The organism is Collinsella sp. BM28 (assembly GCF_054551995.1).
The window spans coordinates 186,751-200,383 of sequence record NZ_JBTOLJ010000001.1; the positions used below are offsets into that span (position 1 = coordinate 186,751).

The following is a 13,633-nucleotide window of genomic DNA, read 5'->3' on the forward strand; positions in this document are numbered from 1 at the left end:
AGATTGAGGTATGCCATCCTGGAACATACATATCGCGCATGCGGAGGGGCTGCTTGAGGATGGCGGCCCCTTCGCGGGCGTCGTGCGGGATCGCAACGCGTTCCTGTTTGGCAACTTCGTGCCCGACATTTACGTGGGCTACATGGTGCCGAGTGTGGCCGAGCCCATCCCGTATCGCGTGACGCATTTCGCCGCTCCCGAGCATATCCCTAAGCCCCGCGAGGCGGAGTTTTGGCATACCTATGTGGCGCCCATGGCTCATGAGTTGGGCATTACCGACGCGCTTGCCGATGGTGCCAATGCCGCACCCGGTGCTTCTGCTGGCCGCACGATCGTCCTTACGCCCGACGATGACGTGGCAAGGGGGTGCACGAGCGACGCGGCGGGAAGGCCCACCGACTCCGCGGCAAGGAAGGCCCTCATCATCGAGGCGGGTTCGCTTGCGCGCGAGGTGGCACATGTGTCACCCGCGCACACCCCGAACTATGAGCTGAAGGTCGACCCCGCCCTCACCGCCTCGCTTCAGGTGCAGGCCTTCGAGGCCGTCCGCGAGACGGACAAGGCTGTGGATGCGCGCCGCTCTCAGTTCGACATGGTGCTGGGCACCTGGACGCATCTGCTTGCCGACACCATCTGGAACCAACGCGTCAGCGATTTCCTTGACGAGCTGGGGCAAAAACCCAGCCGCGACTTCCGTATTAAGAAGCAGGGGGACTTCGATCAGTTTGGCAAGTCGTTGCGCATCGACGCCTTCCCCGTTGCAACTCCGCGCCTGCTCGATGCGGCCGCGGCATTCCCGCAGTATGCGATTGATGAGTGCTCGGTGCTGTACACAGTGGCGATCGCTCATGAGATCCTGCGGACCAACAGCTTGGTTGGTGAACCGGAATACCGCTTGCTCACCAGCGAGTTTTTCGCTCAGACCTTCAACGAGGTTCAACGCACCGCCGCGAGCCTCATTCGCGAGCGGCTTTAGGGGTATCGCTCGATGTGCGGCTTCTCTGGGCTTGATGGGATAGTCGTGAGGCGCGGCGTGGCCGGGGGCGGAGATGCGGCGAGGCCGGTGACAAAGAAGGGGCTCGCTGGACAAACCAGCGAGCCCCTCTGCAGCGATGATATCGCTTGAAAGGATGCGTGTAGCGCGAGCCTTAGCGAACCTGAGCCACGTAGGCGAGGTTGGTCGAGGAGACCTTGCCCTCGAGCTCGACGGAGAGACGGGCATCGCCGGCGGTCGCGACGGTGAGATCGCCCTTCTCGACGAAGCCGAGCTCCTTGGCCGTCTCGACAGCCTTCACGATGGTGCCGTTGACGGTGCCCTGGGTGATTTCGGCCTGGCGCGGGATGACGCCCCAGTACATGATCATCTGCTGAACGGCCCACTCGTGGCGGGAGAACGCGCAGATGGGCATGTTCGGACGGAAGTGGGAGATCAGGCGAGCGGTGCGGCCGGTGGTGGTGGGCACGGTGATGCACTTGGCACCCACGGCAGTCGCCATCTGGACGGCGGACATGCCCACGACGTTGTTGACGACACGGGTGCCGGACGCGTTCTCGGGCATGGCGAGCTCGGCGTGAGCAGGCATGTACTTCTCGGTCTCGATGGCGATGCGTGCCTGCATGGCAACGGCCTCGACCGGGTACTGGCCGGCTGCGGTCTCGCCGGAGAGCATCACGGCGTCGGTACCATCGAGGATGGCGTTGGCGACGTCGGTAACCTCGGCGCGCGTCGGGCGCGGGTTGTGCTGCATGGAGTCGAGCATCTGCGTGGCGGTGATAACGGGCTTGTAAGCCGCGTTGCACTTGGCGATGATCTCCTTCTGGATGTGGGGAACGAGCTCGGGCGCGATCTCGATACCCAGGTCGCCACGAGCGACCATGATGCCGTCGGAAGCCTCGAGGATTTCGTCGAACTTCTCGACGCCCAGGGCGCACTCGATCTTGGGGAAGATCGTAACGTGCTCGCCGCCGTTGGCAAGGCAGAGCTCGCGGATCTCCTCGACGGCCTTGCCGTTACGGATGAACGACGCGGCGATGTAGTCGATGTTCTGGGTGAGGCCGAACAGGATGTCCTGGCGATCGCGCTCGGTGACGGCGGGCAGGGAGATGTCGACGTTGGGGATGTTGACGCCCTTGCGCTCGCCGATCAGGCCGTTGTTCATGACGATGCAGTGCATGTCCTGGCCGTCGATGCGCTCGACCTCAAGGCCGACCAGACCGTCGTCGATCAGGATGATGGAGCCCTTCTCAGCCTCGGAAGGAAGCTTGAGGTAGTCGAGGGAAATGTGGGAGGCGTTGCCAAGCCAATCCTCGGTCGTGGGCTGCGCGGTGACGATGATCTTGTCGCCGGCGTGGACCTCGACCTTGGCGTGATCCTCGAGCAGGCCGGTGCGGACCTCGGGGCCCTTGGTGTCGAGCAGGATGCCGACGGGCTTGCCAACCTCGGCGGCGCAACGGCGGACGCGCTCGATGCGGCCCTGGTGCTCCTCGTAGGAGCCGTGGGAGAAGTTGAAGCGGGCGACGTTCATGCCCGCCTTGATCATCTCGCGAATGGTCTCGTCGTTGTCACAGGCAGGGCCCATGGTGCAAACGATCTTGGTGCGTTTAAGTTTCTGCTGCATTCAGACCTCCATCTGATGTCATTAACAGGCGTCGTTGGTAAGCAGATACATGGGCACATTATAGGAAAATTCAAGCCGTCCATCGTTGCAAAACGACCGCATGCCGATTCAATCTACACAGCTCTTGATTTATAAACGCCCCGTAGTAAGAGGATATGGACATTGCCCCCTATCGCGGGGCTCTCCGGTATATCAGGGACCGGCTTGGGTACCATATTGCCCTATGACAAGCCCTTGCCCAGGTTCCGGGAATTATAATCGGGTGTCAGACTGTTGGATTGGGGCGCAGCGCGCCTGTGTCCCGCTTGGCATACTCCGGGAGGGGTCAGATTGAAAGAGTACTTGGCTTCGGCTGAGGAGGTTCTCGAGGAGCAGTCCACGAGTGCCGCTCAGGGCCTGACTGCCGCCGAGGCGCAGACGCGCCTGGCGAACGTTGGTCCGAACAAACTGGACGAGGAAGAGAAGACGCCGCTGTGGAAGCGCTTCTTTGAGCAGATGGCTGACCCCATGGTCATCATGCTTATCGTCGCCGCCGTTATTTCCGCCGTCACCGGCATGATCCAGGGCGAGGCCGAATGGGCCGACGTCATCATCATCATGACGGTCGTCATCATCAACTCTGCCCTCGGCGTGATCCAGGAGGCGAAGTCCGAGGAGGCCCTCGAGGCCCTGCAGGAGATGAGCGCCGCGCAGTCGAAGGTCATGCGTGATGGTAAGCTCGTGTCGCTGCACTCCTCCGAGCTCGTTCCCGGTGACGTGGTGCTGCTCGAGGCGGGCGACTCCGTCCCGGCCGACTGCCGCGTGCTCGAGAGCGCATCCATGAAGATCGAGGAGGCCGCCCTCACCGGCGAGTCCGTCCCCGTGGAGAAGCACGCGAACGTGATCGAGCTCGCCGAGGGCACCGAGGACGTGCCGCTGGGCGACCGCAAGAACATGTGCTACATGGGCTCCACCGTCGTGTACGGCCGCGGCCGCGCCGTCGTGGTGGGTACCGGCATGAACACCGAGATGGGCAAGATCGCCGGCGCCCTGAACGACGCCAAGGAAGAGCTCACCCCGCTCCAGATGAAGCTCGCCGAGCTGTCGAAGATCCTGACCGTCATGGTCATCGTCATCTGCCTGGTCATCTTTGGCGTTGACATCCTACGCGCCGGTCTGGGCAACGTCATGGCCGAGCCGCACATGCTGCTCGACACCTTCATGGTCGCCGTGTCGCTCGCCGTCGCCGCCATCCCCGAGGGCCTGGTGGCCGTCGTCACCATCGTTTTGTCCATTGGCGTGACCAAGATGGCCAAGCGCCAGGCGATCATCCGCAACCTCTCTGCCGTCGAGACCCTCGGCTGCACCCAGGTGATTTGTTCTGACAAGACGGGCACCCTCACCCAAAACAAGATGACCGTCGTCAAGCACGAGCTCGCTTCCACCGAGGAGAAGCTTCTCGCCGGCATGGCGCTGTGTTGCGACGCCAAGTGGGACGAGGAGGCCGGCGAGGCCGTCGGCGAGCCCACCGAGTGCGCTCTCGTGAACGATGCCGCTAAGGCGGGCATGCAGGGCCTCGACGCCGAGCATCCGCGCGTGGGTGAGGCTCCGTTCGACTCCGGTCGTAAGATGATGTCCGTTGTGGTGAAGACCCTCGACGGCGAGTTCGAGCAGTTCACCAAGGGCGCTCCCGACGTCGTCCTCGGCCTGTGCACCCATATCTTCGACAATGGCGAGGTCGTCGAGCTCACCGAGGATCGCCGTGCTGAGCTCATCGCCGCCAACAAGGCCATGGCCGACCAGGCCCTGCGCGTGCTGGCGCTCGCCTGCCGCCGCTACACCGCCATGCCGGCCGACTGCTCGGCCGAGGCCCTCGAGCACGACCTTGTGTTCTGCGGCCTCTCCGGCATGATCGACCCCGAGCGCCCCGAGGTTGCCCCGGCAATCGTCGAGGCTCACGGCGCCGGCATCCGCACCGTCATGATCACCGGTGACCACATCGACACCGCTGTGGCCATCGCCAAGAACCTCGGCATCGTTGAGAACCGCGACCAGGCCATCACCGGCGCCGAGCTCGACAAGATGTCCGACGAGGAACTCGATGCCAAGATCGAGAACTACAGCGTGTACGCTCGCGTCCAGCCCGAGCACAAGACGCGCATCGTCGAGGCGTGGAAGTCCAAGGACAAGATCGTCGCCATGACCGGCGACGGCGTTAACGACGCTCCGTCCATCAAGCACGCCAACATCGGCATCGGCATGGGCATCACCGGCACCGACGTCACCAAGAACGTCGCCGACATGGTGCTGGCCGACGACAACTTCGCCACGATCATCAACGCGTGCGAAGAGGGTCGTCGCATCTACGACAACATCCGCAAGGTCATCCAGTTCCTGCTTTCGGCCAACCTGGCCGAGGTGTTCTCGGTGTTCGCCGCCACGCTCATGGGCTTCACGCTGTTCCAGCCCATCCAGCTGCTGTGGGTCAACCTCGTGACCGACTGCTTCCCCGCGCTCGCGCTGGGCATGGAGGAGGCCGAGGGCGACATCATGAAGCGCAAGCCCCGCAATGCCTCCGACGGCGTGTTCGCCAACAACATGGGCCTCGACACCGTGGTTCAGGGCCTCATCATCACCGCGCTCGTGCTCACCAGCTTCTTCTGCGGCGTGTACTATGACCTCGGCGTGATCGACCTCGGCGCGCTCGCGACCTCCATGGCCGACGAGGAAGGCGTCATGATGGCGTTCATCACCCTCAACATGGTCGAGATCTTCCACTGCTTCAACATGCGCAGCCGCCGCACCTCCATCTTCAAGATGAAGACGCAGAACAAGTGGCTGTGGGGCGCCGCCGCGCTCGCGCTCGTGCTGACGCTCGTCGTGGTCGAGTTCGACCCGCTGGCCCAGATCTTCTTCGGCGTTGAGCATCTCGAGCTCAAGGGCATGTTCACCGCCCTTGGCCTTGGCTTCCTGATCATCCCGCTGGTGGAGATCTACAAGGCCATCATGCGTGCCATCGAGAAGGATCAGGCGTAAGGGAAAGGACCGAGGCGTAAGCGTGGCTGACGTTTTGGAACATATTCCGAGCTTTGGGGACCTGCGTGCATCTAGCGCGCAGGTCTCTGCGTTTGAGCAGACGCGCTCGGAGCTCGATGCGGCGGGGGACGTGCCCGTCGCGGAGATCGAGCTGGGTGCCGTGGTACGCTTGGATCGTGGCTTTCCCATGATTGCGACGGCCGCAGGCGAGTTACTGCGCGCCGAACACGCTGTTGATTTTGCCAAAGGCAAGCGCGGCAAGCGTGGTAAGCACGGCAGGGGTGCGGGTAGGACCGCGGGGGCGGATGAGACCGCCGAGCGCGTGCTGCCCAGCGTGGGCGATTTCGTGGCGGTCCGTGTTTCGCCAAATCACGACATGGGCGTGATCTTGCGCGTCCTGCCCCGACGCACGGCGTTTGAGCGCTGGCGTGGCAAGAACCGTGGCGAACGCCAGGTGCTGGCGGCGAACGTCGACGTGATCTTTATCGTGCAGCCCCTGGGAGCTGAGCGCGACACCTTGTCGCTCATGCGCGACCGCATCGCCCGCTCCCTCGTGCTCGCGCGCGATTGCGGTGCCGAGCCGGTGGTAGTCCTCACAAAAATCGACCGCTGTGAGGCGGGCGAGGTGCAAGCGGTTGTTGAGGATATCAAGCGGCTGGTTGGCGAGGGCGTGCCCGTGATCGCGACCTCCTCGCGTACGGGGGAGGGGCTCGATGAGGTCCGATCTTGCATTCCCCGCGGCTCGGTCGGCATGATTTTGGGCGAGTCCGGTGCGGGCAAGTCGACGCTGCTCAACACGTTGCTCGGCACCGAGGCGCTCGAGACGAGCGAGGTGCGTGAACGTGATGATGCTGGGCGGCATACCACCGTCGCGCGCATCATGGTCACGTTGCCTGAGCCCTGCGGTGTCATAGCCGATTGCCCGGGATTGCGCTCACTGCCGCTCGTGGGACATGAACGAGGGCTCGCACGAGCATTTCCCGAGGTCATCGATGCTGCACATACCTGTCGATTCAATGACTGCTCCCATGTGCACGAGCCGGGATGCGGTGTGCTGCAGGGCGTGGAAGATGGGGAGATCGAGCGCGTGCGCGTGGACGCGTTTTTGGCGCTCGCTTCCGAGATGCGCGTGAGTGCGCAGAGCTTGGACCCCGATATCCACCTCTAACCAGGGATTTCCTCACGCGTGAGCGAAAGACAACGACATAGCTCGATCGCAGGGTCGCTCGGTATGGGCGGCCCTGTTCTCTATGCGCGTCGACCGTGGGCCTTCGTGCGCTCGGACACAGGTTTGGCCTGGGTCTGGCACAGGCCTGTCATCGGGTGTCAGCTGGTGGTATGAGCCCTCAACAGGTCGCTGCGGAGTTTCTCAATTAGTCGCCTTCGCGAGTTCCGCGGGGTTCGAGAATCGAGTCACGGGACGCATGCGACTGGGGGGATCGGTACATGAATCGAAGCAGAAGGCTCGCAATCAGCGTTTTTGCCGGATTGGCGGCCGCGCTCGTGTGCTTTATGGCGGTAACCGGCGCGCACCGCGATGCGGAGCGTGTGGAGCAGGAGATGCTGGCGCAATACGGTGGCGAGTTGACGAGCGTTTGCGTGGCCAGCCGGGAGATCGAGCCTGGTGAGAAGATCGACGAGGGCAACGTCGTGGTGACGGAATGGGTTTCCACCTTACTGCCCCAAGGCGCGATAACCGGTCTTTCAAGTGTGCTGGGTCGAACGGCGACGGCGCAGATCCCCGCGCATGCGCCCCTCGCGGAGGCGTATTTCGAGCAACGTGAGGGCGCGGTGGACATCCCGCGCGGGATGGTCGCGGTCTCGGTTGCGAGCGATCCGGAGCACGCGGTTGGAGGCATGCTCACGCGGGGTGAGACGGTTGACGTCTATGCCTTAGGCGACGCGCTCGCAGACAAGTTGACGAGCGCGCAGGTAATCGACTCAAGTGCCCTGGCTTCCGGCGGCGGGGATGTTCAATGGGTGACGCTCGCGGTACGTCCCTCGGCTGTGCGCGAATTGCTGGCGGCGACGTCGAGCGGCATGGTCACCTTGGTCGTTCCAGGTACGCAGGCGGAGCAGTCAGACGAAGGGGAATCCGCTGGCGAGGATGAGCCGGAGGCGGATGCGTCTGCGGATGATTCGCCATCAGGGAAAGAAGGCGAGTGACGGATGGAATCGATTTGGCTGGTGTACTGCGCGGAGAGCGCATACGGACGTGTTCGCGCGGAAGTGCGCAAGCGTGATGTACGTGCGCGGATCGCCCGCGTGAATTCGGTGGAGGGCGCCGTGCAACTGGGGAGGGCGTGTGCCGCGGCAGATGTCCATGTGGTGTTTGGCTGCGATTCCCAGGCGGTCGCGACGACGGTGGCGGGGATGGCGTTCGTACGGCAATCGCTTGATGGGGTCGAGGTACTCGTGATCGCCGACGGCTGCGATGCGCCGTCCATCGCGCATTTGCTGCGTACCGGTGCAACTGAGGTCATCGCGACGGGGGCGAGTGAGGACGCGCAGGTGCGCTCCGAAGACTCAACCACGTTAGAAGCATGCATGGAACCCGACGAATTCCCGCAGCGGACGGGCGAGATAGCCCTCGTTCGCGATGACATGGTTCCTCTTGAGGAGCTGTGGCCGCCGCTTGATGAGCCGGATGACGCGGAATGGCCTGAGGACGTGTCGATCATGTCGCCGCCCGTGGCCGAGCTGCGTGACGGTGCGCCGGCAGGCGGAGAGGAGGCGGCGAGCGATTTGCGCGAGGTTGCGGCACGTGCGGGCACGCGTTCGGTTGCGCACGCGGCGACGGGGACGCACCGTGCGCCGCTCGTCACGGTTGTTTCTGGCAGGGGAGGCGTTGGAAAGACGACCCTTGTGGCAGCTCTGGCCGCTTCTTCCGCTCGCGCCGGGTTGCGTGCCGCGGTTCTTGATCTCGACTTGATGTTCGGCGACCTGCCCGCCGTGTTGGGGGCGGAAACTCGCAAGGGACTCGAGGGCCTTGTTGCCCATGAGCGCGATGATTTCATCGCGGAGTGCGACGTCGAGGCGACGGCGATGCGCGTGGGTCCCGGTTTGACGCTGTGGGGCCCACTGACAGAAGGCGAGAAGGCAGAGTTGTTTGGCACCCCAATCGAGCAGCTTATCGAGGTGCTTCGGGGCGCGGCGGATGTGATTTACGCCGACACCTCGAACAACTGGGGAGATGCGGCGGCAGTTGCAATTGGCGCATGCGACCGTTGTTTGATTGTGGGCGGCAGCGGAGAGACCTCGGGGTCATCGGCGGCGGCAGTCGTCTCGCTCGCGGCGCGGTTGGGCGTCCCAGCGACACGGATGACCAGCGTGTTCAATCGGCTAGGTGGTCGTGGGTGCGGAGAGGAGGAGGCGCTGCGATTCGAGATGGGCACCTCGCTACGTTCGCGCGTTCGGATAGCGGATGGCGGCGAAGACGTGAGAGGCATGCTCTCATTCGGCAAGCTCGACGCCTTGGTTGCGGGAAACAGCGCGTTTGCCGAGAGCGTGCGGACCTTTGCGGCGCAGCTACTTGGGGAGCTGGGCTGTTCGGTCGATAAGCGCCTCATGGCCGCGTCGCCACAGGGAGAGACGCGCGGGACGAAGTTCCGGTTGCCGTGGCGCAAAAGGAGCGGTGGTGCACGATGAGCTTGATGCATCGGATAGCCCGTGTCCAAGCCGGCGGTGGGAGCGCCCGCGCGGAGGGGCCGCAACGCGGACGCGCATCGTGTGTGACGGATTCGCCAGACTCCGTCCCGCGGGCCATGAGGGTGCATATCATGCGCCTGATGATGGATCGCGTTGGGTTTGCCGAGGTTGCCCGTATCGTCAAGGTGCCCGACGTCGAACAGGCGCGCGTCGAGTTGCGGCCGGCCCTCGAGGCGGTCATCAATGCGGATACGACAATCGACCTGGGCGTGCGAGAGCGTGAGCGCGTTATCTCCGATGTGCTTGATGACGTGGTGGGGCTCGGCCCCTTGCAGTCGTTGCTGGAAGACGATGAGGTGACCGAGATCATGGTCAACGGCTGCACGTCGACCTTCATCGAGCGCGGCGGCGTGCTGAGTCCAATAGGCAGACCATTTGAATCGGACGAGCAGATACGCATCCTCATCGACCGGATCATATCGCCGCTGGGCCGTCGCGTCGATGAGCGGAGCCCCATGGTGAACGCGCGCTTGCCGAACGGCTATCGCGTGAACGCGGTGATCCCGCCGGTCGCCATCGACGGTCCCACGCTCACCATTCGCAAGTTCTCGGATCGGATTAGCTCATTGGAGCACCTGGTGCGCCTGGGGTCTCTTCCCGCATGGTACGCACAGATGCTCTCGTTCGCCGTGCGCCTTCGCGAGGACCTTGCGGTGGTGGGCGGCACGGGATCGGGAAAGACAACCCTGCTCAACGCCCTGTCGTGCGAGATTCCGCATGGCGAGCGGATTGTGACCATAGAAGACTCGGCCGAGCTCAAGTTCACGCACCATCCGCATGTCGTCCGACTCGAGGCACGCGAGGCGTCGATTGAGGGGGAGGGCGCTGTCACGATCCACGATCTGCTGGTGAACGCGTTGCGCATGCGTCCCGACCGCATCGTGGTGGGCGAGGTGCGCAACTGTGAGGCCATCGACATGCTCGAGGCCATGAGTACCGGTCACGATGGCTCGCTCACGACGCTGCATGCGGGCAGCGCCGAGGAGGCGGTGGTCCGCCTGACCCTGCTCGCCCGCTACGGCGTCGATCTCGCGAGTTCCCTCATCGAGGAGCAAATCGCGATGGCGCTCGACGGGATCGTAATGTCGGTGCGCACCCCGTCGGGTAAGCGATACGTCTCGTCGTACACGGGCGTGTCGCGTGCACCGGGAGGCGGGGTCGAACTGACTGAGTACGTGCGAGGGGACGCCGTTGCCCACACGTGGGAACTGATTCGGGAGCCACCGTTCATTGGCGAGGCGCTGCGAACGGGCGCGCTTGAGCAAGAGGAGGTCGATAGATGGAGGTCATCGTGTCAGCGTGCGTCGGAGCGCTCACGGCTATCAGCCTAGCGGCCCTGTCGACACCCGGCTTATCTGGCGAGTTGACGATTGCACGCAGGCGGCTCGCGCTCATTTTGAAGGGCGTGGAACGTGCGCTGCTCCATGCGCGCGAAGAGATTGAGGGGAAGTTTGCCGCGTACGGCGTCCTCACCCCACGCAAGCGGGTGGAGCGTAACCGGGTTGAGCGTGCGATGCCCGAGGCGTTCGGCTCGTTGGCGGTTTCTCTTGGTTCGGGTTTGTCTCTTTCCCAAGCGATGCAGTATGTGGGCAGCCGTGCGGAGGAACCGGTGCGCACCGAGTTCCTACACGCCTCTGCGCTCATGACCTGCGGTGTCTCGTCGGTTGATGCACTTGATGAGTTGGTGGAGCGCCTCGATGCGCCCGCTTTGGATTTGGTGGTGCTCGCCCTCAAGGTTTCCCGCAGGACAGGAGCGGCATTGGGCGGGTTACTCTCAGAAGCCGCCGGGTTGGTTGGGGAGCGCATAGCCCTGATGCGCCAGCTCGAGGTGAAGACGGCGCAAGTGCGCATGTCGGCTCGATTGGTAGCCGGAATGCCCGTCTTTATGGTGGGGTTCCTCTCGTTGGCGTCGAGTGATTTCCGGGCGGGAGTGTTCACACCTTCCGGCCTTGGGTCTCTGGCCGTCGCGTTGTTCCTGAACATGTTCGCTTGGTCGATCATCCGCAAGATCATGCGAGTTGATGTGTGATGGGAGGGGTGTATATCGCCATACCGGTCGTGGCATCTGGTTCGTTGGCGACGATATCTGTCTTTCTCTTTTTGGGATGGGAACGTTACGACCGTCGGCGTACCTGCGCCCGTTGGGCGCAGACGTTGCGCAGGGAGGGCATGCGGCTCGTCGCATCACTTGAAGCGGGGGTGCGCAGGGTTCTGAGGGTGGAAGCCCCCTCGAAGACTTCTGTGACGTTGAGCGAGGTTTCCGAGATGATCGATATCGTTCGGCTGGGTCTGTCCGCGGGTTTGTCGTTCGATGCCGCCTTGGGCATGTACTGCGATGGCAGATCTGGTGGGCTTTCCGCGCGTCTGGCGCAGGCGCGCGTGTCGTGGCAATCGGGTCTGACGACGCGGGAAGAGGAGCTTCAGGCTGTCGCGCATGAGACGGGACTAAGGGCGCTCGAAGTATTCGCAGTCGCCGTTTCGCAGGCACTCGAGCTCGGTGCGCCGCTGTCCGAGACGCTTGAGGGGCAAAGCCGGGAGATCCGCGCCGCCCATCGCGCCGAGGTTGAGCGCCAAATCGAGCGGGCTCCGGTCAAGCTCCTCATACCTACGGGGACGCTCATCTTGCCCGCCTTGTTGTTATCCATTTTGGGCCCGCTGCTTGCTGCCGGCGGGATGATGTAGGGAGGTACCCATGATCGCATTAGTTGAGTATCTGGCCGAGGTCTGTGAAGAAGCGCGCGCTCGCGTTGCGGTTGCCTGTCAACGAGCGGGCAATGCATGCATCGAGGCCGCCCATGAGGAGGATGCGCAGGGGACGACTGAGTACGCGATTTTGGTTGGTGTGCTGGTGGTGATAGCGATCATCGCGATCATCGCGTTTCGAGACAAGGTGAGCGAGCTGTGGAACGCCATCTCGAACGGAATCAACGGCCTGTGAGCGGGCGTGCGCCGCGTGCGCTGGTGTACGGCCTTCCCCTTGTCTGCATCGGCGTCGCGATTGTTGCGGCGCTTATGGGACAGGCGGCGACGCAAGTTGATGGCGATGCCTCCACTCAGGATGAGGCTGAGGCGGGAGGGCAGGCTGGCGTATTGGAGCGTGCGCGAGCGTTATTGGGCGCGAAGACGCGCGAGAGCTCGACCGAGACGTTTTTACGCGATTTGGCTCTCAACTCGCGTGCTCTCAAGACGCTGGTGCGGCGGCTTCGGATGGCGAGGGGGCAACCGATGCCCTGTGTTGGGTCGAGGAGGGTGATCTTCCCGTTGTTGCCGAGAACGTGCTGCGTGCCTATGCGGATACCGGAGAGGCAAGGCTTGCCGCCAGCGGCTACCTCGATATGCAGGGAAATGTTTGGGGCGCCATCGTGCAGGGAGGGGATGCTTGGTGCGACGTGGTCCTGGTGAATACGGAAGGCGGGCGGGAGAGCACGGTCAGGGTGACTCGACTGCTTCCAGGCGAGGTCTAGCGCGCTCCCGCCGTGCAGGGAGGTGCCATGGAAGGCTGGATAAGGCGATGGTTGGGGCATGGCACCAGCATGGACGGCTGGTGCACGTGCTTGGTGAGCGGGCGGCGCAGGGGACGGTCGAATACGCCCTCACCGTCGTTGCGCTTCTGGCGATGGTGGCGGGAATGGCGGCGTTGTGGCGTGCTGCCGTTGACGGGACGCTTGCGGAGCTCGTGCGCGCCGCGGCATCGCATGCGTTCAGCGCGGGAGGAGCCATCGACATATCCCTGTATTGAGATGTTGGCAGAGGACCGCGCCCAGGCGACCGTCGAGGCGGCCTTGCTGATTCCATCGTTTCTGCTGCTGTTGCTGCTCATGCTCCAGCCCGTCTGCCTGCTCTACACGCGCGCGATCATGGAATCCGCGGCTGCCGAGACGGCTAGGTTGATGACGACGGCCACGCTGGAGGACGACGAGGCATATCGGGCGTTCGCGCTTCGCAGGCTCTCCGCCATACCTGATCTGGCGATCTTTCATGCGGGAGGTTCCCAATCATGGGAGATCGAGTGTGGGCGCGCGGCAGATACGGGTGGAACCGTCCGCGTATCCATCGAGGGGCATGTTCGGCCGCTTCCCATCTTGGGGGCGTTTGCGGGCGCGATGGGCGAGGTGAACGGATACGGCGATGTGCGGATGCGGGTCGATGTCTCGTATGAGGGCAGGCCAGAGTGGCTGGAGGGTGAGTATGCGGAATGGGTTGAGATGTGGGATACATGAGTTGAGGGCTGACCTTCTTGGAAGCCGGTGGCCCCGCACGCGCAACGCGCGACACAGAGTGCGATGGGGCAT

12 protein-coding genes are annotated in these 13,633 nt (G+C 63.6%); 11 read left to right on the plus strand and 1 reads right to left on the minus strand.

The window, feature by feature from the left end; all coding sequences use genetic code 11:
- The first annotated feature begins 10 nt into the window (after positions 1-10).
- Positions 11-976 (plus strand): hypothetical protein, encoded by a 966-nt coding sequence (locus ACX9NZ_RS00805; RefSeq protein WP_302742462.1) that lies wholly within the window; start codon positions 11-13, stop codon positions 974-976.
- A gap of 172 nt (positions 977-1,148) precedes the next feature.
- Here ACX9NZ_RS00805 and pyk read toward each other — a convergent pair whose 3' ends face one another.
- Positions 1,149-2,618 (minus strand): pyruvate kinase, encoded by a 1,470-nt coding sequence (pyk, locus tag ACX9NZ_RS00810; protein ID WP_118652962.1) that lies wholly within the window; start codon positions 2,616-2,618, stop codon positions 1,149-1,151.
- Between the two features lie 330 nt (positions 2,619-2,948).
- On the opposite strand from pyk, the gene ACX9NZ_RS00815 reads away from it, so the two are divergent.
- From ACX9NZ_RS00815 to ACX9NZ_RS00860, 10 genes are all read left to right on the plus strand, one after another.
- On the plus strand, positions 2,949-5,633 hold the full coding sequence (locus tag ACX9NZ_RS00815; protein ID WP_302742460.1) for a cation-translocating P-type ATPase: 2,685 nt from the start codon (positions 2,949-2,951) through the stop codon (positions 5,631-5,633).
- A gap of 22 nt (positions 5,634-5,655) precedes the next feature.
- Positions 5,656-6,801, plus strand: coding sequence for a ribosome small subunit-dependent GTPase A (gene rsgA / locus ACX9NZ_RS00820; protein WP_407496910.1), 1,146 nt, complete (start codon positions 5,656-5,658; stop codon positions 6,799-6,801).
- Between the two features lie 278 nt (positions 6,802-7,079).
- A complete protein-coding gene (cpaB, locus tag ACX9NZ_RS00825; RefSeq protein WP_118652968.1) occupies positions 7,080-7,799 on the plus strand; it encodes a Flp pilus assembly protein CpaB in 720 nt (239 codons plus the stop codon).
- 3 nt (positions 7,800-7,802) lie between these two features.
- Positions 7,803-9,281, plus strand: coding sequence for an AAA family ATPase (locus tag ACX9NZ_RS00830; protein WP_304291207.1), 1,479 nt, complete (start codon positions 7,803-7,805; stop codon positions 9,279-9,281).
- Between the two features lie 131 nt (positions 9,282-9,412).
- The gene (locus ACX9NZ_RS00835) at positions 9,413-10,672 is read left to right on the plus strand and encodes a CpaF family protein (protein WP_442876936.1); all 1,260 of its coding nucleotides are present in this window, start codon (positions 9,413-9,415) and stop codon (positions 10,670-10,672) included.
- A complete protein-coding gene (locus ACX9NZ_RS00840; RefSeq protein WP_302742451.1) occupies positions 10,621-11,370 on the plus strand; it encodes a type II secretion system F family protein in 750 nt (249 codons plus the stop codon). The genes ACX9NZ_RS00835 and ACX9NZ_RS00840 overlap by 52 nt, the downstream gene beginning before the upstream one ends.
- A gap of 236 nt (positions 11,371-11,606) precedes the next feature.
- Entirely contained in the window at positions 11,607-12,023 is a 417-nt protein-coding gene (locus ACX9NZ_RS00845; protein ID WP_294158277.1) for a type II secretion system F family protein, read from the plus strand.
- A 10-nt stretch (positions 12,024-12,033) separates the two neighbouring features.
- Complete coding sequence (locus ACX9NZ_RS00850) at positions 12,034-12,279, plus strand: hypothetical protein (RefSeq protein WP_294158275.1); 246 nt, start codon at positions 12,034-12,036, stop codon at positions 12,277-12,279.
- Between the two features lie 573 nt (positions 12,280-12,852).
- On the plus strand, positions 12,853-13,080 hold the full coding sequence (locus tag ACX9NZ_RS00855; RefSeq protein WP_407496907.1) for a hypothetical protein: 228 nt from the start codon (positions 12,853-12,855) through the stop codon (positions 13,078-13,080).
- 1 nt (position 13,081) lies between these two features.
- The gene (locus ACX9NZ_RS00860; RefSeq protein ID WP_118652983.1) at positions 13,082-13,561 is read left to right on the plus strand and encodes a TadE/TadG family type IV pilus assembly protein; all 480 of its coding nucleotides are present in this window, start codon (positions 13,082-13,084) and stop codon (positions 13,559-13,561) included.
- Positions 13,562-13,633 lie beyond the last annotated feature (72 nt).

Bases quoted from the DNA above. Each gene is read 5' to 3' on its own strand.
- ACX9NZ_RS00805 (WP_302742462.1), top strand. From the start codon at position 11: ATGCCATCCTGGAACATACATATCGCGCATGCGGAGGGGCTGCTTGAG.
- ACX9NZ_RS00850 (WP_294158275.1), top strand. From the start codon at position 12,034: ATGATCGCATTAGTTGAGTATCTGGCCGAGGTCTGTGAAGAAGCGCGC.
- ACX9NZ_RS00845 (WP_294158277.1), top strand. From the start codon at position 11,607: ATGATCGATATCGTTCGGCTGGGTCTGTCCGCGGGTTTGTCGTTCGAT.
- ACX9NZ_RS00840 (WP_302742451.1), top strand. From the start codon at position 10,621: ATGGAGGTCATCGTGTCAGCGTGCGTCGGAGCGCTCACGGCTATCAGC.
- ACX9NZ_RS00860 (WP_118652983.1), top strand. From the start codon at position 13,082: ATGTTGGCAGAGGACCGCGCCCAGGCGACCGTCGAGGCGGCCTTGCTG.
- pyk (WP_118652962.1), bottom strand. From the start codon at position 2,618: ATGCAGCAGAAACTTAAACGCACCAAGATCGTTTGCACCATGGGCCCT.
- cpaB (WP_118652968.1), top strand. From the start codon at position 7,080: ATGAATCGAAGCAGAAGGCTCGCAATCAGCGTTTTTGCCGGATTGGCG.
- ACX9NZ_RS00835 (WP_442876936.1), top strand. From the start codon at position 9,413: ATGCGCCTGATGATGGATCGCGTTGGGTTTGCCGAGGTTGCCCGTATC.
- ACX9NZ_RS00855 (WP_407496907.1), top strand. From the start codon at position 12,853: ATGGTTGGGGCATGGCACCAGCATGGACGGCTGGTGCACGTGCTTGGT.
- ACX9NZ_RS00830 (WP_304291207.1), top strand. From the start codon at position 7,803: ATGGAATCGATTTGGCTGGTGTACTGCGCGGAGAGCGCATACGGACGT.